Annotated in this window: 17 protein-coding genes; 8 read left to right on the forward strand and 9 right to left on the reverse strand. The window is 72.2% G+C overall.

Annotation, left to right across the window (positions count from 1 at the left end; all coding sequences use genetic code 11):
* Positions 1–10 precede the first annotated feature (10 nt).
* Both purL and ACIP6W_RS02970 read left to right on the forward strand, forming a co-directional pair.
* Complete coding sequence (gene purL / locus ACIP6W_RS02965) at positions 11–2,392, forward strand: phosphoribosylformylglycinamidine synthase subunit PurL (protein WP_307810397.1); 2,382 nt, start codon at positions 11–13, stop codon at positions 2,390–2,392.
* A gap of 25 nt (positions 2,393–2,417) precedes the next feature.
* Complete coding sequence (locus tag ACIP6W_RS02970) at positions 2,418–3,338, forward strand: 2-hydroxyacid dehydrogenase (RefSeq protein ID WP_209684043.1); 921 nt, start codon at positions 2,418–2,420, stop codon at positions 3,336–3,338.
* 12 nt (positions 3,339–3,350) lie between these two features.
* Here the strand turns inward: ACIP6W_RS02970 and ACIP6W_RS02975 are convergent, their stop codons facing one another.
* The 3 genes from ACIP6W_RS02975 to ACIP6W_RS02985 all read right to left on the reverse strand — a co-directional run bounded on the left by ACIP6W_RS02975 (position 3,351) and on the right by ACIP6W_RS02985 (position 5,355).
* Positions 3,351–3,809 carry a GNAT family N-acetyltransferase gene (locus ACIP6W_RS02975; protein ID WP_400428189.1) on the reverse strand — a complete coding sequence of 153 codons (459 nt, stop codon included), beginning with the start codon at positions 3,807–3,809 and terminating at the stop codon, positions 3,351–3,353.
* A gap of 77 nt (positions 3,810–3,886) precedes the next feature.
* Positions 3,887–5,038, reverse strand: a complete 1,152-nt coding sequence (locus tag ACIP6W_RS02980; protein WP_400428191.1) for a lactonase family protein — start codon at positions 5,036–5,038, stop codon at positions 3,887–3,889.
* Positions 5,035–5,355 (reverse strand): chorismate mutase, encoded by a 321-nt coding sequence (locus tag ACIP6W_RS02985; protein ID WP_066652113.1) that lies wholly within the window; start codon positions 5,353–5,355, stop codon positions 5,035–5,037. The genes ACIP6W_RS02980 and ACIP6W_RS02985 overlap by 4 nt, the downstream gene beginning before the upstream one ends.
* Before the next feature lie 88 nt (positions 5,356–5,443).
* Between ACIP6W_RS02985 and ACIP6W_RS02990 the strand changes: the two genes are divergently transcribed.
* Positions 5,444–5,851 (forward strand): DUF1304 domain-containing protein, encoded by a 408-nt coding sequence (locus ACIP6W_RS02990; protein ID WP_200884129.1) that lies wholly within the window; start codon positions 5,444–5,446, stop codon positions 5,849–5,851.
* 210 nt (positions 5,852–6,061) lie between these two features.
* Here the strand turns inward: ACIP6W_RS02990 and ACIP6W_RS02995 are convergent, their stop codons facing one another.
* Positions 6,062–7,078 carry an iron-siderophore ABC transporter substrate-binding protein gene (locus tag ACIP6W_RS02995; protein ID WP_400428194.1) on the reverse strand — a complete coding sequence of 339 codons (1,017 nt, stop codon included), beginning with the start codon at positions 7,076–7,078 and terminating at the stop codon, positions 6,062–6,064.
* A 58-nt stretch (positions 7,079–7,136) separates the two neighbouring features.
* On the opposite strand from ACIP6W_RS02995, the gene ACIP6W_RS03000 reads away from it, so the two are divergent.
* On the forward strand, positions 7,137–8,003 hold the full coding sequence (locus ACIP6W_RS03000; protein WP_400428197.1) for a shikimate dehydrogenase family protein: 867 nt from the start codon (positions 7,137–7,139) through the stop codon (positions 8,001–8,003).
* Between the two features lie 78 nt (positions 8,004–8,081).
* Here ACIP6W_RS03000 and ACIP6W_RS03005 read toward each other — a convergent pair whose 3' ends face one another.
* The gene (locus ACIP6W_RS03005) at positions 8,082–8,465 is read right to left on the reverse strand and encodes a YchJ family protein (RefSeq protein ID WP_400428200.1); all 384 of its coding nucleotides are present in this window, start codon (positions 8,463–8,465) and stop codon (positions 8,082–8,084) included.
* Positions 8,466–8,519: 54 nt separating this feature from the next.
* On the opposite strand from ACIP6W_RS03005, the gene ACIP6W_RS03010 reads away from it, so the two are divergent.
* On the forward strand, positions 8,520–9,188 hold the full coding sequence (locus tag ACIP6W_RS03010; protein WP_271826235.1) for a hypothetical protein: 669 nt from the start codon (positions 8,520–8,522) through the stop codon (positions 9,186–9,188).
* A 48-nt stretch (positions 9,189–9,236) separates the two neighbouring features.
* On the forward strand, positions 9,237–9,968 hold the full coding sequence (locus tag ACIP6W_RS03015; protein ID WP_251155389.1) for an SOS response-associated peptidase: 732 nt from the start codon (positions 9,237–9,239) through the stop codon (positions 9,966–9,968).
* A 152-nt stretch (positions 9,969–10,120) separates the two neighbouring features.
* On the opposite strand, the gene ACIP6W_RS03020 is transcribed toward ACIP6W_RS03015, so the two are convergent.
* The 3 genes from ACIP6W_RS03020 to ACIP6W_RS03030 all read right to left on the reverse strand — a co-directional run bounded on the left by ACIP6W_RS03020 (position 10,121) and on the right by ACIP6W_RS03030 (position 16,639).
* Positions 10,121–15,523 carry an Ig-like domain-containing protein gene (locus ACIP6W_RS03020; RefSeq protein WP_400428204.1) on the reverse strand — a complete coding sequence of 1,801 codons (5,403 nt, stop codon included), beginning with the start codon at positions 15,521–15,523 and terminating at the stop codon, positions 10,121–10,123.
* Positions 15,524–15,869: 346 nt separating this feature from the next.
* On the reverse strand, positions 15,870–16,199 hold the full coding sequence (locus tag ACIP6W_RS03025; protein WP_209684057.1) for a hypothetical protein: 330 nt from the start codon (positions 16,197–16,199) through the stop codon (positions 15,870–15,872).
* 113 nt (positions 16,200–16,312) lie between these two features.
* The gene (locus tag ACIP6W_RS03030) at positions 16,313–16,639 is read right to left on the reverse strand and encodes a hypothetical protein (protein WP_066652101.1); all 327 of its coding nucleotides are present in this window, start codon (positions 16,637–16,639) and stop codon (positions 16,313–16,315) included.
* A gap of 270 nt (positions 16,640–16,909) precedes the next feature.
* Here ACIP6W_RS03030 and ACIP6W_RS03035 point away from each other — a divergent pair, with 270 nt between their 5' ends.
* Positions 16,910–17,800 (forward strand): VanZ family protein, encoded by an 891-nt coding sequence (locus tag ACIP6W_RS03035; RefSeq protein ID WP_400428207.1) that lies wholly within the window; start codon positions 16,910–16,912, stop codon positions 17,798–17,800.
* Positions 17,801–17,852: 52 nt separating this feature from the next.
* Entirely contained in the window at positions 17,853–17,981 is a 129-nt protein-coding gene (locus tag ACIP6W_RS03040) for a hypothetical protein (RefSeq protein ID WP_268746769.1), read from the forward strand.
* 94 nt (positions 17,982–18,075) lie between these two features.
* On the opposite strand, the gene ACIP6W_RS03045 is transcribed toward ACIP6W_RS03040, so the two are convergent.
* A complete protein-coding gene (locus ACIP6W_RS03045) occupies positions 18,076–18,633 on the reverse strand; it encodes a hypothetical protein (RefSeq protein ID WP_400428210.1) in 558 nt (185 codons plus the stop codon).
* Positions 18,634–18,668: the final 35 nt, after the last annotated feature.

Here is an 18,668-nt window from a genome sequence, read left to right on the forward strand (position 1 = left end):
CGACAACACCGTGACGACCCACGTTCGCCCGAAGCCCGACACCGTCCAGGACGCCGCCGCCACCCCCGACAAGGAGCAGCCGTACGAGGCACTCGGGCTCAAGGCCGACGAGTACGCGAAGATCCGCGAGATCCTCGGCCGCCGCCCCACCTCGGGCGAGCTCGCCATGTACTCGGTGATGTGGTCCGAGCACTGCTCGTACAAGTCGTCGAAGAACTACCTCCGTCAGTTCGGCAAGAAGGTCACGCCGGAGATGACGAAGAACCTGATGGTCGGCATGGGCGAGAACGCCGGTGTCGTCGACGTGGGCAACGGTTGGGCGGTGACCTTCAAGGTCGAGTCGCACAACCACCCGTCGTACGTCGAGCCCTACCAGGGCGCCGCGACCGGCGTCGGCGGCATCGTCCGCGACATCATCTCGATGGGCGCGCGCCCGGTCGCCGTGATGGACCAGCTGCGCTTCGGTGCGATCGACCACGAGGACACGGCGCGCGTCGTGCACGGCGTCGTCGGCGGCATCTCGTTCTACGGCAACTGCCTCGGCCTGCCGAACATCGGCGGCGAGACCTACTTCGACCCGGTGTACCAGGGCAACCCGCTCGTCAACGCGCTCGCGGTCGGTGTCCTGCGGCACGAGGACCTGCACCTGGCGAACGCCTCCGGTGCCGGCAACAAGGTCGTGCTCTTCGGTGCCCGCACGGGTGGCGACGGCATCGGCGGCGCGTCGATCCTGGCGTCCGACACCTTCACCGAGGGCGGCCCGACCAAGCGCCCGGCGGTGCAGGTCGGCGACCCCTTCGCCGAGAAGGTCCTCATCGAGTGCTGCCTCGAGCTGTTCCGCGAGGAACTGGTCGAGGGCATCCAGGACCTCGGTGCCGCTGGCATCTCCTGCGCGACGAGCGAGCTCGCCTCGAACGGCGACGGTGGCATGCACATCTCGCTCGACGACGTCCTGCTGCGCGACCCCACGCTCACGGCCGAGGAAATCCTCATGTCCGAGAGCCAGGAGCGCATGATGGCGGTCGTCCGCCCGGACAAGCTCGACGCGTTCCTCGCGGTCGTCGGCAAGTGGGAGGTCGAGACGAGCGTCCTGGGCGAGGTCACCGGCACCGGCCGTCTCGTCATCGACTGGCAGGGCCAGGAGATCGTGAACGTCGACCCGCGCACGGTCGCCGTCGACGGTCCGGTGTACGACCGCCCGGTCGCCTACCCGTCGTGGATCGATGCGCTGCAGGCCGACACCGCCGCCTCGCTCGAGCGTCCGACCGACGGTCCGGCCCTCAAGGCGCAGTTCCTGCAGCTGCTCGGCTCGCCGAACCTCGCGTCGAAGAACTGGGTGACGAACCAGTACGACACCTACGTGCTCGGCAACACCGCGCTGTCCTTCCCCGACGACGGCGGCATGATCCGCGTCGACGAGGAGACGGGGCTCGGCGTCACCGTCGCGACCGACGCCAACGGCCGCTACTGCCAGCTCGACCCGAAGCAGGGCGCGCGCCTGGCGCTGGCCGAGGCGTACCGGAACGTCGCCGTCACCGGCGCCGTCCCCGCCGCGGTCACCGACTGCCTGAACTTCGGCTCGCCGGAGAACCCCGAGGTGATGTGGCAGTTCTCCGAGGCCGTCGAGGGCCTGGCGGACGGCTGCATGGAGCTCGGCATCCCGGTCACCGGCGGCAACGTGTCGTTCTACAACCAGACCGGCACGACCCCGATCCACCCGACGCCCGTCGTCGGTGTGCTCGGCATCATCGACGACGTCGCCCTGCGCGTGCCCTCGGGCTGGCAGGACGACGGCCACAACGTGTACCTGCTCGGCACGACGAGCCTCGAGCTCGACGGCTCGGCGTGGGCCGGCACCGTCCACGGGCACCTCGGTGGTCGCCCGCCGGCGGTGGACCTCGACCGCGAGAAGGCCCTGGCGGAGCTGCTGCACGCGGCATCCGGCGAGCAGCTGCTCACCAGCGCCCACGACCTGGCGGACGGCGGCCTCGGCCAGTCCCTCGCCGAGTCGGTCCTGCGCTTCGGGATCGGCGCACGCGTGGTGCTCGACGAGCTCGAGGAGCGCGACGGCGTCGACACGGCGACCGCGCTGTTCTCGGAGTCGACGGGTCGCGTCATCGTGACCGTGCGCCGCGAGGACGACGTGCGGTTCCGCGGGCTGTGCGAAGGTCGCGGCTTCCCGGTGCTGCGCATCGGTGTGACGGACGCCTCGTCCGGCACGCTCGAGGTGCAGGGCTCGTTCGAGGCGTCGATCGACGAGCTGCGGGGCACGCACGGCGCGACGCTGCCGGCGCGCTTCGGCGACGTGATCGTCGAGGACGTCACCGAGGGCTACGTCGGGCGCGGGCCGCTCGACGACCACGGTTCGTTCTCGCCGCGCACCGACAGCTGACGGCGACCAGGAGCACCGCGACCGCATGCCGATCGTCACCCTGCCCTTCGTCGAGCTCGTCGACCGGTTCGGCCCCGTGCCGGACGGCGTCGAGCTCGACGTGTGGGACGTCGAAGGCCCGTACGACCGCCCCGAGGACGTCGCGCTCACGCTGCTGCCGTTCTACTTCGCGGGTCGTCACCGGTGGCAGTTCGTGCACGACCTGCCGAACCTGCGACTCCTGCAGCTGCCGAGTGCCGGGTACGAGCACGCGCTGCCGCACGCCCCGGCACACGCGCAGGTCGCGAACGGCCGCGGCATCCACGACGACGAGACGGCCGAGCTCGCGGTCGGTCTGGCACTGACCTCGCTCCGCGAGATCCACGCGTTCCAGGCCGACCGCGCCGCAGGGGTGTGGGACGTCCGCACCACCCGCTCGCTCGCCGATCGTCGGGTCACGGTGGTCGGCCACGGGGCGATCGGCGCTGCGATCGCCACGCGGTTCGAGGCGATGCGGTGCGACGTCACCGTCGTGGCGCGCACTGCACGGGAGCAGGACGGTCGGCACGTGCACGCGTTCGGGGAGCTCCCGGAGCTCGCGGCCCGGACGGACGTCCTCGTGCTCATCACCCCGCTGACCGACGAGACCGAACACCTCGTCGACCAAGCCCTGCTCGCTGCGCTGCCCGACGGCGCCCTCGTGGTGAACGTCGCCCGCGGACGGGTCGTCGACACCGATGCCCTGGTGGCGGAGCTCCAGCGCGGACGACTGTCGGCAGCGCTCGACGTGACCGACCCGGAGCCGCTCCCGGCCGGGCACCCGCTCTGGACGACACCGAACACGGTGCTGACGCCCCACGTCGGTGGGAACACGGACCTCAGCGTGCCGCGGACCCTCGAGCTCGTGCGACGCCAGGTGTCCGCGCTGGCAGCGGGCCGGCCCTTCGCCAACGTCGTCCACGGCTGACGCCCGGCTCCCTCAGCGCAGCGGCAGCGCCATCCCGAGGCTCGGCGCGACGTCCTCGAACCCGAGCGAACGGTAGAGCCGCTGACCGGGCGGGTCCCCGACGAGCGTGATGTAGGCGCCTTCCGGCGCGCGGGACCGGATGTCCGCCACGAGCCACTCGACGACGACCCTCCCGAGCCCCCGGCGCTGGTGGTCCGGATCGGTGGCGATGTCGGCGATGTGGAAGTACCACCCGCCGTCCCCGATCGTGCGGCCCATGGCGACGGGGACCCCGTCGGTGTCGACGACGTGCACGGCCGACCAGCTCCCCGCGATAGCCCCGGCACCCTGCGCAGCGTCCTTCGGTGACAGACCGGAGTCCCGTCGCAGGCGCAGGTAGTCGTCCAGCGGCGGCGGCCCGACCACCAGGCGGTACCCGTCGGCGAGCACGCCCGACGCACCGGCCCCGGCCACGGGCACGGGCACGGGCACGGGCGCCCCAGCGCCATCCCCGGCCCCGGCACCAGCGCCGGCCCCAGCCCCGGCACTAGCGCCGGCCCCGACCACGGTCACGACCGGGCCGACACCGGCACGATGCACGCAGGCGACCCGACGGCGATCTGCGCCACGACCTCGCCCGGCACCCCGTCCGCCCCGACGGGCAGCACGGCGATCGCGTCGGACATCTGGTTGGCCACCAGCAGGTACCCGGGCACCTGCGCGAAGTGCCGCGGCCAGACGCCACCGCACGACGCCGACCCGACGACGGTCAGCCCGTCGTCCGCGGTGTCGAGCACCACGATCAGGTCCCGGCCTCGGACCGCGACGACGACCCGTCCGGCCTGGTCGACCTCGACGTGGCTGAGGAGCGACTCCCCCACCGCGCCCTCGAACGCCGGCGCCGAGGCGATCGGCCGCAGCGTCCCGGAGTCGTCGCGGCGCAGGCGGTACACACGTCCGTCGAGCTCACCCGCGACGACGAGGTCCGCGTCCGCGTCCGCGTCCGACCCGGCCCCGGCCCCGGCCCCGAGCCACGCCATGTGCCGCGGCCCGACCCCGGGCCCGAGGTGGTGCACGCGCACGAGGTCGATCGCGGGGTCAGCCGTCACCCGGAACTCGTGGAGTGCATCGCCGCCGAGGTCCGCGACGAGCACGGTGCCGTCGGGCGTCGCGATCGACTGGTGGGCGTGCGGCCCCTCCTGCCGGTCCTCGACGGGCCCCTCGACGTCGGGCAGCACGCCGGTGACGAGCGCCGACTCGGCAACGACGACCCGGTCCGCGCTGCCGTGGGTCCCGACGACGCCGTCGCTCGCGGTCACCGAGGCGGCGTGCGACTCAGCGGCCTCGAGCGACACAGCGGTCACGGTGCCGGAGACGTAGTTCGTGACGACGAGCGCACCGGAGGGGTCGACCCGCACGTGGCAGGGTGCGTCACCACCGGCGTCGGCATCCCAACGGTGCTCGAGCGCACCGCCGGCGTACCGGAAGGCCGAGACGCGACCGTCCGCGGTCTCGGACACGGCGTAGACCCGGTCGCCGGAGAGCGCGAGGAACGAGGGGTCGTCCATCACGGCGACGGTGGATGCGGTGGTCCCGTGCACGACCGAGATGCCGGTCGCGTTCCCACCACCCGTCGCCGTGTACGACCCGACGAGCAGGTGCAGGTCGGCGAGATCCCGCGGGAAGTCGTCGGCCGGGAACCCGGCAGCAGCCCCGCTCACCGCTCGCCGCCGGCGATGCGCTCGTGGTGGTGGATGACCTCGGCGACGATGAAGTTCAGGAACTTCTCCGCGAAGGCGGGGTCGAGGTGCGACTCGGCGGCCAGCTGTCGGAGCCGCGCGACCTGCACCTGCTCACGCCCCGGGTCGGCGGCCGGCATGCCCGCCTCGGCCTTCAGGTAACCGACCCGCTGGGTGTACTTGAAGCGCTCGGCGAGCATGTGGATCACGGCGGCGTCGATGTTGTCGATGCTCTGCCGGATGCTCGCCAGCTCGGCGACCGCATCGTCGTGGACGGGTGTGGACTCGTCGGCACTCATGGCCCGAGCCTACCGGCGGCCCTCCGCCGAGCGGGCTGGTGTGACGGGCGGACACGAGCACTGCTCCGGGGCTGCGAGAATGGAGGCCATGTCGGTCCTGCTCGTGATCTCGGGCGTGTGTGCGGTCCTCGCGGGCCTCGTGCACGTGTACATCTTCTTCCTCGAGTCCGTCGCATGGACGAGTCCTCGCGTCCGCCGCGTGTTCGGCATCGCCTCGGAGTCCGAGGCGCAGGCCACCCGCTCCCTCGCGTTCAACCAGGGCTTCTACAACCTGTTCCTCGCGATCGGCGCGATCCTCGGCGTCGTGTTGGTCGTCACCGGCAGCGGTGCGACGGGGTGGACCCTCGTGGTGTTCTCGAGCGCGAGCATGCTCGGCGCCGCGGTCGTCCTGGCCGGCACGGGTCGCCGGTACCTGAACTCGGCGTTCGTGCAGGGCTCGCTGCCGCTCATCGCCCTGCTCTTCGCCTTCATCGGCTCCACCTTCACCGCCGCGTAGCGGAACGCGCGGAACGGCACCAGACGTCGGACGGGAGGCGCGGTGCCGGCCCGCACCGTGCCTCCCGTCCGGCGACCGCGCACCATCCGTCACCGCCGGTCGCCACGCCCCCGCACGCACGCACGCACGCAACGAGGGACGCACGCAACGGGAGACGCCGGGTCGCGACTCGCGACCCGGCGTCTCCCGTACTCCCCCTGTGGCTGTCGGTCAGCCGACCTTCTTCGCGAACTCGTCCGGCAGCCGGTCCAGCGCCCACTCGATGGCGGCGGTGGTGCCGAGCGAGAACGCGTTCGACACGTCCGCGTCGTCGACGACGATGGAGTGCCCGGCCTCGACCGACGGCACCTTCTGGAACAGCGGGTCGGACTCGGCCTTCGACGCGTCGACGTAGATCGGCAGGACGACGGTCAGGTCGGCGTCGAGCAGGTCGAGGTTCTCCTCGGACAGGCTCACCGAGAACGCGTCGCCGGCCTGCTGGTCGACGGCCTTCGGGATGGTGAAGCCGAGCTGCTGCATGAAGGTGGAGCGGCTGTCCTTCGAGGCGTACGCGCCGAAGCCGTCCGCCGTGTACGAACCGACGACGGCGGTCTTGCCGTCGAACTCGGGGTGCGCCTTCCGCGCCGCGGCGTACGCGTTTTCGAGGTCGGTCAGCAGCTTCTTGCCCTCGGACTCCTTGCCGAGTGCACGCGACACGAGGTCGACCTGCTGCTCGGTGGTGGTGAGGTAGTTCGCGCCGCCCTTCGGCACCGCGACGGTCGGCGCGATCGCCGAGAGCTTCGCGTAGCGGTCCTTGTCGCCCGAGCTCTTCGTGTCGAGGATGAGGTCCGGCTTGAGCTTGAGGATCTGCTCGTAGCTGGGCTCGAGCGTCTGGATGATCGTCGGCTTCTTCGTGTACGCGTCCTTGAGCCACGGCCCGACGCCGTCGCCACCGAAGGCGAGCCAGTCGCTGGCGCCGACGGGCTGCACGCCGAGTTCGAGCGCCGTCTCCGCGTCACCCCAGCCGAGGGCGACGACGCGCTTCGGCTGCGAGGGGATCTCGGTCGTGCCGAGTGCGGTCTGGATCGAGACGGGGAACGCGCCGCCCGAGCCCGAGGCACCGTCGGACGCGGCGGGCGACGAGGAGCCGGAGGTGCACCCGGCGAGGACGAGGGACGCGGCGACGACGGCGCCGGCGGCCGCGAGCACGCGGCGGACGCGGCGCGCTGAGGGGGAGGTTCGGATCACACAGGTAAGGCTACCCTAAGCACCCCAGTCGAGGGCGCTGAGCGGCTAGGCTCCGGACGTGGAGTTCACCGACCCCGACCGGACCCGGCTGGCCGTGCTGGGCTCCCCCATCGCGCACTCGCTCTCCCCCACGCTGCACGCGGCGGCCTACGACGTGCTCGGGCTGCCGTTCACGTACGGGAGGCACGAGGTCGCCTCCGGCGGGCTCGACGCGTTCGTCGCGGGGCTGGGTCCCGACTGGCGCGGGCTCAGCCTGACCATGCCGCTCAAGCGGGACGTCCTGCCGATGCTCGACCGAACCACCCCGCTCGTCGACGAGCTCGGGGTCGCGAACACGGTGGCCTTCCGGCAGGAGGGCGACCGCGTCGTCCTGGCCGGCGCGAACACCGACGTCGAGGGCATCGTCCGACCGGTGGAGGCACTCGGGCACCTGCCGGGCGAGGCAACGATCGTCGGCGGTGGGGCCACTGCGGCGAGCGCCCTCGCGGCTGCGGTGCGGCTCGGCGCGGTCGACGTGCGGCTCTTCCTCCGCGACACCGCGAAGGCCGGCTCCCTCGTGGACCTGGCGGTGCGCCTCGGGGTGACGCTCGAGGTGCTGCCGATCGACTCGCTGCCGGGGATGCGGCACGGGTTCCTCGTGTCGACGCTGCCCGGCGGCGCGGCCGACCCGCTCGAGCTGCTGCCCTCCGGGCCGGACGCGGTGCTGTTCGACGTCGCCTACGAGCCTTGGCCGACCGCCGCGGCCGGACGCTGGTTCGCCGCAGGGGGCCGGGTGCTCAACGGGCTCGACATGCTGACGGAGCAGGCGATCGGGCAGATCCGGTTCTTCGTGTCCGGTGACGACACCGAGCTGCTGCCGGACGAGGCCGCGGTCCGACGGGCGATGCGGCTCGCGGTCGGGCTGCCGGCGACCATCACCGCCTGACCGTCAGCGCTCAGGCGACCACGCCGTCGACGGTGAACCGCGGTTCAGGCGACCACGCCGTCGACCGTGAACGACGGTTCAGGCGATGACCCCGTCGACGTAGAACCACCGCCCCTGCTCCCGCACGAACTCGCTCGTCTCCTCGAGCGTCCCGCGGTCGTCGTCGGTGCGCCACCACGCGCGGAAGGCGACCTGCCCGGCGGAGTCGAACGGGCCTCCCGACCGGGTCGACACGATGTCCAGGCGCGTCCAGCGCTGCGTCGGGTCGAGCGTCAGCTCGTCCGGCCGGGTGCTCGGGTGCCAGGTGAGCAGCAGGTACTCCGGCAGCCCGAGCGCGAACGCGGTGAACCGGGAGCGCATGAGCCGCTCGGCGGTCGGTGCGGCGGCACCGGCGTGCAGGGGCCCGCAGCACTCGCCGTAGGGGTTGCCGCTCAGGCAGGGGCAGCGCTGTTCGTCGTCCACCCGGGCACGCTAGCAGCGGCCGGTCCTCGCAGCCTCGCGGCGTAGAAGGGGTCCGTGTACCGGCTCGGTTGGCAGGTCTTGCGCGGGCGCCTCTGGGAGGTCGTCGACCCGGCGCGGGCCCGTCGTGCCCTGTGGTCCGCGGGAGCCGTCGCCGCGGTCGCCCTCGTCGTGTTCGTCGCGACGGAGTGGGCGTGGGCCTGGGTGGGCCCCGGTGTCCTCCGCCCGGTCGTCGCGATCACCTTCGCGACGCTCGGAGTCCTCGCGGTGGCGTACTCCTGCTTCCCGACGGCTCGCGACATCGGTCCCGAGCTCCGGATCAACGGGCGACAGGTGCGACCCGACTGGCAGCTGTCCGTCCGCTGGTCGGTGCAGCCCTACATCGGCCGGCGAGCGCAGCCGATCGCGCCCGAGGACCGCGAGGCCGTCCTGATCGACGTGCCGCTGTTGCAGCGTGGACTCGTGCGACGGCTCTCGCGGCTCGGGCCGCTCCTGGTGGGGGCGGCCTCCGGCGGGATCACGGCGCTCGTCTCCGGACAGGTCGAGGTCTTCGTGATCCTGTGGCCCTTCGTGTACCTCCTCACACTCCCGGACATGGTGGCGCGGCTCGGACTCGCCGAACGTGCCCGCCTCGCGGCGCTCGAGGCGGCACCAACCACGCCGGGGCACCGTCCGCTCTGGCGCCGGCACCCCCACGGGTCGAAGGTCCGCCTGCCCGGCGAGTGACGGCTGCGCGCCCGCACCACTGTCGGCCGCGGCGGGCACACTGGGCGCATGTGTGGAAGGTTCGTCGTCTCCGACACCACGGCTGATCTGCTGCCCGAGCTCGTGGGTGAGCTCGCGGCGCGCACCGAGCACGTCGACGAGGACACCGGCGAGGTGCACGCCGGCCTCGCCCCGAGCTGGAACGTCGCGCCGACCGACCCCGTGTACGCCGTCCGGCAGCGCCACGGGCAGCGCGAGCTCCCGCAGATCAGCTGGGGCTTCGTTCCGAGCTGGGCGAAGGACTTCCGGAAGCAGCGGCCGAAGCCGATCAACGCCCGCATCGAGACGGTCGCGACGAGCGGCATGTTCAAGCGCGCGTTCGCCACGAACCGGTGCATCGTCCCCGCGCTCGGGTACTACGAGTGGGTCGTGCGCGAGGACGGCAAGGAGCCCCACTTCGTGCACGAGCCCGACGGCGCACTGGCGATGGCGGGCATCGTGAGCGCCTGGCCGGACCCGACGAAGCCCGAGGACGACCCGGACAAGTGGCGGCTGTCGCTCGCGATCATCACCCGCGACGCGCACGTCGCGCCCGGCGAGGTCCACGACCGGATGCCGGCGTTCCTCACCCCGGACGGCTACGACGACTGGCTCGACGGCGACCTCGGCTCCGACGACCTGCTCGCACTGCTCGACCACGAGTCGCTCGCGGTCGCGGCCGGGCTCGAGCAGTACGAGGTCTCCCGCGCGGTGAACAGCGTGCGGAACGACGGCCCGCAGCTCATCGCACCCATCGGGTGAGCGCTGCGCACCACGGGCCCGTCCGCTGACCCCCGAGGGCACGGCGACCCGACGTCGGGTCGTGACCACGGACGACGGACGGGAGGCCCGGATCACGTTCGCCTGTCGGCTGACGTGATCCGGGCCTCCCGTCCGGTGGTGGGGTGCGGTCGTCAGGACCCGCTGCGGCGGCGCGTCCCCGTCACGACGGCGGTCCCGTCACCTCGGCGGCGGACCACCAGGAACGCCCCGGCCAGGACCATCGCGACCGCGGCCAGGCCGAGTCCGACGAGTCCCGTGGTGCCGGTGAAGGCGAGCTTCGCGATGTGCGCGACCGCCGCGATCCCGGTCGGGTAGGACACCTCGATGGTCGCGCGGACCAGCTGCGCGGCACTGTCGAGCACCGTGTAGTCGATCGAGGTGCGCGCTGCCCAGCCGTGCTCGGGGGTGAACACGACCTGCCCGCGGTCGACCTGCCAGGTGCCCATGCCCTGCACGACGACCCGGTCGGTCGGTGCGCCGGTGGCCGGGTCGACCAGGTGCAGCGTGGTCGCCACGAAGTGCGCTCCGCCACTGGCGTGGTCGTTGTCGATCGGGCGGATGGTGACCGGGTGGCCCACGGCACCGACACCCGAGTCGTCCGTGGCGGTGGCGGCCGCGACGACCGTCATGACCGCGGTGGCCGTCGTCGTCTGCCCGGAGGCGTCGGTCACCGTGTAGGTGAACCGGTCCGTGCCGGTGAAGCCGTCCGCGGCCTCGTACAGGTACGAGCCGTCGCGCTGCACCGAGACGGTGCCGTGCGCGGGCTTCCGGTCGAGGGCGGCGGTCAGGCCCGTCCCCCGGTCGTTGCCGAGCAGGCCGTGCCGGGCGTCACGGGCGACCGGGGTGCCCGCGACGGTCCGTGCGCTGTCGTCGACGGCGTCGATCCCGACGGTGATCCACACGGTGGCGTCCGCGGCCTGGCCCTCCAGGTCGTGGTCGCGGTACGTGACCGAGTCCACACCCGAGAAGCCCTGGTCCGGCGTGTAGACGAACGTCCCTGCGCCGGCGATGCGGACCGTGCCGTGCCGAGCCGTCCCCGCGGACACGACCCGCAGGGCCGAGCCGTGGTCGTTGCCGAGCACGCCCGGGTCGACCGCGGTCACCGGGGTGCCGGCGGCGGTGCTGGTGCGGTCGTCGGTCGCGACCGGGGTGACGGTGATCGTCACGAGGCCGGTCGACGTCGAGCCCTCGGCGTCCACCGCGGTGTACGTGAAGGTGTCGGTGCCCGAGAAGCCGGCAGCCGGCGTGTACACGTACGAGCCGTCCTTGCGGAGCTCGACCGTGCCGTGCTCCGGCTGCCGGTCGATCTTCGCCCAGAGCCCCGCGCCGGAGTCGTCGGTCAGGACGCCCGAGGCCGCGGACACCCGCAGCGTGCCGTTCGTGGTGGTGGTGCCGTGGTCGGCCGTCGCGACGTTGCCGACCAGGACCGTGACCGTGGCGGTCGCGGTCTGCCCGGAGGCGTCGGTCACCGTGTAGGTGAACGTGTCCGTGCCGGACCAGCCCGTCGTCGGCGTGTAGACGAGCGAGCCGTCCGCCGCGGTGGTCACCGTGCCGTGACGCGGAGCCGTGTGGTCCGTGACCGTCAGCCCGGTGCCGTGGTCGTTCCCGGTCAGCACGGTCCCGCCGAGCGCGAGCGGGGTGCCGGAGGTGGTCTGCAGCACGTCGTCGGTCGCGGTGGGTGCGACGGTGACGCGCACCGTGGCGGTCGCGGTCGAGCCGGCGGCATCGGTCACCGTGTAGGTGACCGTGTCGGTGCCCGAGAACCCGTCGGCGGGCGTGTAGGTCACGCCGGTGTCGCGGGCGGCCGTGCCGTCGGTGCCGGTCGTGTCGGAGATCCGGACGGTGCCGTTCGCAGCCGTGCCGATGCCAGTCACCCGGAGCGCGGTGCCCTTGTCGTTCTCGATCACGGCGACGTCGACCGGGGTCCCCGTCGTGGTCGTCGCGGTGTCGTCGACGGCCTTCGGTGCGACGGTGATCGTGACGGTGCCGGTCGTGGTGTTCCCGGAGCCGTCGGTGATCGTCACGTCGAAGGTGTCCTTGCCGGAGTACCCCGGTTCGGGCGTGTACGTGTACGAGCCGTCCTTCCCGACCTCGACGGTGCCGTGACCCGGGTCCGTGTTGTCGGTGACGGTCAGGCCGGTGCCGGTCGCGCCCTCGAGCACGCCCTCGTCCGCGGGCACCACGAGGGTGCCGTCGGCGGTGGCGTCGGCGTCGGTCGCGGCGACCACGGGCGTGATGGTCACCGTGACGGTGCCCGCGGCCTGCTCGTCGTTCGCGCCGGTGACCCCGTACGGGAAGGTCGCCGTGCCCGACGCACCCGGAGCCGGGGTGTACGTGACGGTGCCGTCGGCGTTCAGCACGACGGTGCCGGCGCTCGGCTGCCCGACCGACGTGACGGTGAGGCCGGAACCGTGGTCGTTGCCGGTCAGGTCACCCGAGGTCACCGTGACGGGCTGGTCGGCCGCGGTGCGGATCCGGTCGTCCTCGGTGCGGGGCGTGACGGTGATCGTCACGAGACCGGTGCTCTTCTCGTCGGTGTCCGACGCGTCCTTCGTCGTGTAGGTGAAGCGGTCCGAGCCCGACCAGTCCGCGGTCGGCGTGTACGTGTAGGAGCCGTCGGCGGCGAGGTCGACCGTGCCGTGCAGCGGCTGCTCGTCGATCGTCGCGGTCAGCCCGGTGCCGTGGTCGTTCGCCAGGACGCCCTCCGCCACGGGGACGGTCAGCGTGGTGGACGCCGGGACGGTCGCGGAGTCCGCGGTGGCCTGCGGTCCGACCACGACGACGACCCACGTGGAGTCGGTGCGTCCCGAGGCGTCACGGACGTCGTACCAGAACGAGCCGGTACCCGAGAAGCCGTCGGCAGGGGTGAACACGGCGTTGCCGTCCGCGTCGAGCTCGACCGTGCCGTTCGAGGCCTTGCCCACGCCGGTGACGGTGAGCCCGGTACCGGAGTCGTTGCTCGTCATGGCCGTCACCGCGACGGTGACCGGGGTGCCGGCCGTCGTCGAGGTGGTGTCCGGGCGGGCGGTCGGCGAGACCGCGATCGTCACGGTCGCCGGCTGTGACGTCCGGCCGGAGCCGTCGGTCACGGTGTACGAGAGGGTGTCGGTGCCGGACCAGTCACGGGCCGGGGTGTACTCGACGGCGCCGTCCCCGTTCACGACCGCGGTGCCGTGGGCCGGAGCCGTGGCGATCCTCGGCGTGAGGTCCGTACCGGTGTCGTTCGCCGCCACGTCGATCGCGACGGGACGGTTCGCCGTCGTCGCGGCGCGGTCGTCGGCCGCGACGGGCACGACCACCACGGTGACGGTGCCGCTGACGACCGTGCCGGCGCTGTCGGTGGCCTGGTAGGTGAACGTGTCGGTGCCGGAGAACCCGGTCGCGGGCACGTACGTGTAGGTGCCGTCGGGTGCCAGCGTCAGCGAACCGTGCGTCGGCTCGGTGTTCGAGCGGATCGTCAGGCCGGTGCCGCGGTCGTTGCCGAGGACGCCGTCGGCGCGGGTCGTCGCCGTGGCGGTGCCGCCCGCGGGCAGCGTGATCGTGTCGTCGACCGCCGCGGGGCGCACGAGGACGGTCACGGTGACGGTGTCGGACTTCTCGTTGCCGTCGGTGACCGTGTAGTCGAAGGTGTCGTCACCGGAGTAGCCGTCGGCCGGGGTGTACGTGTACGAGCCGTCCTTCCCGACGGTGACCGTGCCGTGTGCGGGCTGGGTCGACCCGGTGACGGTCAGGCCGGTGCCCTGGTCGTTGCCGAGCAGGCCCGGGGCACCGACGGTGGTCGGTCCGCCGGCGGTCACGGTGATCGCGTCGGCGCCGGCCGCGGGCAGCACCGTCACGGTGACGGTCGCCGTCGTGGTGGTGTCGTTGCCGTCGGTCGCGGTGTAGGTGAAGGAGTCGGTGCCCGAGAAGCCGGGGGCCGGGGTGTACCGGTAGGACCCGTCCTTCCCGAGCTCGAGGGTGCCGTGCGTCGGGTCGGTGTGGCTCGTGATGGTCAGGTCGCTGCCGCCGTCGTTGGCCAGGAGGCCCGTGGTCGCGTCCGCCGTCGCGGTCCCGCCGGCGTGCACCGAGAAGGCGTCGTCGGCGCCGGTCGGCTGGACCGTCACGGTGACGGTGCTCGTCGCGGTCTGCCCGGAGGAGTCCTTCGCCGTGTAGGTGAAGGAGTCGGTGCCGGAGAAGCCCGCGGCCGGCGTGTACGTGTAGGACCCGTCGGCACGGACCGTCGCGGAACCGTGTGCGGGCTGCGTGTTCGAGACGACGCTCAGGCCGGTACCGCTGTCGTTCGCGAGCACACCGTCGGCGGCGCTCTTCGTCACCGCGGTACCGGTGGTCGTGGTCGCGGTGTCGGCGGTGGTCGCGACGTGTGTGGCCTTCACGGTGTTGGCGAAGGTGACGACGATGTCGCTGCCGTCCGCGGTCGTCGCGTGCGGGAACACGAAGGACGCGTTGTTGCCGCTTCCCGATGCAACGGTCCGACCGCTGTTCAGCTCGACCGCCTGCCAGGTCGTGTCGTAGTTCGCGAGGTCCGTCGTCCCCTTGGCGGACTGCGTCGCCGTGTAGGTCGTGTCCGGCAGCGTCAGTACGGCACCGGCCTTCGGCGTCTGCGCGCCGGCACTCGTGCTCGTCGTGTCAGCGGTGTTGCCCGCGGAGATCTGATCGCCGTCGACGCGGAGACCGAACTGGTCGCCGGCGTTCCACCGCTCGTCGACGCTCGACTGCGCGGCGAGCGTGTTCGCGTAGTTGCAGGTCGCGAGGTCCGACGGCTGGAAGTCCCCACCGATGGTGAAGCTGTCGACCTGCTTGCCGGAGCTCGGGTTGATCTTGTACATCGTGGTGCCGATGGACGCGTAGAGGTAGCCGTCGGACGAGAACGCGATGCCCGGGCTGCCCCCGGCGTCGGCCTGGTTGCTCGGCAGCGTCGCGACCAACGAGGTCGACAGCACCTGTCGACCGGCGGAGGTCGGCACGGTCTCGACGTCGACGCGACGGACCTGGTTGCCGGTCACCACGAACAGCAGGCCGCGGGTGCTGAAGGCCATGTCGCCGTTCATGCCCGTCTGCAGGTTCCCGAGGGAGCCGACCTGGCCGATGCGGGTCTTCGTGTTCGGGTCGTACGCGCCGAGGTAGGCGCTCGCCCCGTTGCCCGCGTAGTAGTACAGGCCCGTCACCGGGTTGACCGCGCCGCGCAGCAACGCACGCGCGCCGGAGGGGTCGGCGTTCTTGACGTCGGGGAGCCGCTGCTCGTTGACCGCGTCGTACGTGGTGATGGTGTTCGCGCTGCCCGCGGGCGTCGTCCCGTTGAACGACGCGTAGGCGGCGACACCGTTCTTCGCGAGTCCGAGGGCGTTGTTGCCCGGGCTCATGCTCGCCTTGACCTCGGAAGCGTGGCTCGTCACGTCGATGGACGCGAGGTCACCCGCACCGTTGATCGCGTACACGGTGTTCTGGTCGCAACGGAGTCCGGACGCAGCCGCAGCCGGGTCGGCCACCACGGCCTGGGTGAGACCGACGGCGCCGAGCAGGGCGACGCCGAGCATGGCGACGGTACGGATACCGGGTCGTGGGCGCGCGTGAGCGCGTGCGGGCACACGGGTGCCCTGGTGCACAGGCAGCATGAGTCACTTTCGGGTCGAGACGATGCCGACGCCGAGCTGTCGTGACGGTCCGTGCAGAGGGACGGTCGCTGGCGTCGTCCCGATCCTGGCAGGACACTGAGTGCACCAGGGGTCAACGCCGGTCCCCAGTGTGGGGGACCCTCCTCGAACTGGGGGTGCATGCTGGCGGGCCCGCGACGACGGTCCCGCCGGGCGCACGACGACAGGAGGCCCGGGTCACGTCCGCCGTGTGGCGGAGGCGACCCGGGCCTCCCGGTCGGATCGTTGCTCAGTCGAGCGTGCGGCGCACGTCCGGCAGCAGCTGGTGGAGCCGCTCGGCGAGACGGTCCTGCGCCTCGTGCAGCGAGCGGAAGTCGCCGACGTACTGACCGAAGGTGTCAGACACGAAGAAGTGTGCGCCCTGCTGGTCGATCACGCCGCCGTAGTAGCCGCCGTAGTTCGCCGCCCAGAGCCCCGCGTCGGCCTCGGACCAGACGACGTGCGCCCGGGCCGGTGCATCGGGGGACACGACGCCGGCAGCGATGCCGGTGATGACCTCGATGGTCGCCGTGTCCACGGTCACCTCGGCCTGCTGGCTGTTGGCGACGCTGGTGCTCATGGTGGTGCTCCTCGTGCTGCTGTGGTGCTGGACGGTGCTGGTGGTTCGGGCCGTGCTGGTGGTACGGGTCTGGCTGGTGGTGCTGACCGCGAGGGCCGGATGGTCGTCGGGCACTACGCGACCGGACGGATCACGGCCGGCAGCATCACGTGGAGCTGGTCCGAGAGCTTCGTCTGGGCCTCTTCGAGCGTGGCGAAGTCGCCGACGACGAGTCCGAAGGTGTCCGAGGCCACGTAGCGGCCGTCGCGCTTGTCGACGCTGCCGCCGAAGTAGCCGCCGTAGTTGGCGATCCACTCGCCGTCGTCCTCCTGCGTCCACGTGGTCTTGGCACGTGCTGCGCGGCCGGAGTGCTCCGCCTCGGCCTCGAGGATCGCGATGACGTCGACCGTGTCGGTGTCGAGGGTGACCTCGCGGGTGTCGGTGGTGACGGTGGTGCTCATGTCGCTCTCCTTCGCGATCCGGGGTACATCAGGTGATGGTGCAACCGTACGAGAACGTCCCCCGCCGACGCCAGCGATGCCCGTCCATTCACGGGTTTCGTGCATACGGATCGGGGTACAGCCCCGGATTTCCGGGGTCGGGGGACGCGGGAACGGGGTACAGGTGCGAGAACGGGGTACTCGTTCCGTGGATGAACCGGTTCCTGCAGTTCGCGAGGTCCCCTCGCGTCCATCCCGGACGGGAGGCGCGGCCCGCTAGCGTCGTTCCCGATGAGCACCAGGACGAGGACCACGATCGTGCGCAGCGGGATGGTGGCTGCGGTCGTGCTCGTGGGCGCGGTCCTGCTGGTGCCCGGCCTCGCTGACCGGGTCCGGTCCGCGCTGCTCCACCTCGTGGGCGCGCTGCGCGCGCTCGGGCACGGCACCCTGACGCTCGGTGACGGGTTCGTGGCCGCGATCGCGGTGACCCTGGTGACCGCCCTGCTGCCGGTGCTGCTGGCGGGGGCGAGCCGGGCCTCCCGGCCGGCCGGGGTGGCGGGACGCGCCCTGGTGAGCGCCGTCGTCGTGCTGGCGGCCGCCGTCGCCGTGGCGGCACAGTCCTCCACCCCGGGCGAGCGGTTCCGGTCCGTCGTGCTCGCGGGCCTCGTCGGGGTCGCGATCGGGGCGCTGCTCGACGCAGCCTGGCACGCGCGACACAGCGCCGCGCACGCGTCGGGACGAACGAGGCGGGTGGCGTGGACGCTCGCGGCCGCCTACGCGCTCCTGGTGGTGCTCGTGGCGACGGCGGGCTCCCCCGTCGACCGCGGGATCCACCCGTGGCTGACGCGAGCGATCGCCGCGGGGCACCGTCTCGGCGCTCCGCAGTGGCTCGACTACGGATCGGTCGAGTTCACCGCGAACGTGCTCTTCTTCGTGCCGTTCGGGTTCTTCGTGCTGCTGCTCTTCGGGGCACGCGCGTGGTGGGTCGGCATGCTCGGCGGGTTCCTGGCGAGCTGCGCGATCGAGACGGTGCAGGCACTGTTCCTGCCGGCGCGGTTCGCGTCGGTGGACGACGTGCTGTCGAACACCTCCGGAGCGGTGCTCGGGGTCCTGCTGGGGATCGTGGTGCTGGGGCGGGCCCGCGTCAGCGCGGCTGGCGGACAGTCGCGGGCCGCAGTGTGACGATCTGACGACGGACGAACCGCTCGGCCCGTGCGCGGCCTACGGTCAGCGCATGGACCCGAACCCCGATCGGAAGCACCATCGCCCCTACCGCCGGCCGTCGACCTTCCCCTGGTGGCTGTGGATCGTCGCGCCGCTCGTCGTGATCGCCGTCGTGGCGATCGCCCTGGTCGTCACCTGATCCGTCCGACCTGATCCGCCCTCGTCCCTCCACCGACGACAGCACGAAGCCCCCGGCACCGAGGCGCCAGGGGCTTCGTTCAGTTCAGCTGCGCTCAGGCGGCGTCGTGCTGACGACGGACCGACTTGCGGACGACCAGCAGGCCACCACCGAGGACGATGGCGCCGCCGGCAGCCCAGAGGCCGAGCGTCGAGATGGTGCCACCGGTGAAGGCGAGCTGGCCGGGGGTGCCGGAGTTGCCGTTCGAGCCGACCGTGACGGCGGTGTCGCCGGGGGCGACGGTGAACGAGGCGAGGCCGACGACGCCCGAGGTGGCGCCCGTGGCGGTCAGGTTATAGGTACCCGAAGCACCGGCCGGGAAGGTGACCTTGACGACGAGCGCGCCGGTCGGCGAAGCCGTGTAGGCCTTCGAGACCGTCGTGGTCGGCAGCGCACCGAGGGTCACGGCGCCGGCGCCGGTCACCTGGACGTTGACGGTCTCGCCGTTCTGGAACGCACCGTCGGTGAAGCTGACGAAGGCGGTGCCGCCCGCGACGTAGTTGCCCGAGACGGAGACGCTCGAGTCCGGCGCGTAGCCGGCAGCGTTCGCCGCGGTCGGGATGGCGATGAACGCTGCGCCCGCGAGGACGGCAGCTGCGATGAGCTTCTTCATGAAGTGTTTCCCCTAAGAATCTGATCCTGCAGACC

This window comes from Curtobacterium sp. NPDC088465 (genome assembly GCF_044753165.1).
Lineage (GTDB): Bacteria > Actinomycetota > Actinomycetes > Actinomycetales > Microbacteriaceae > Curtobacterium.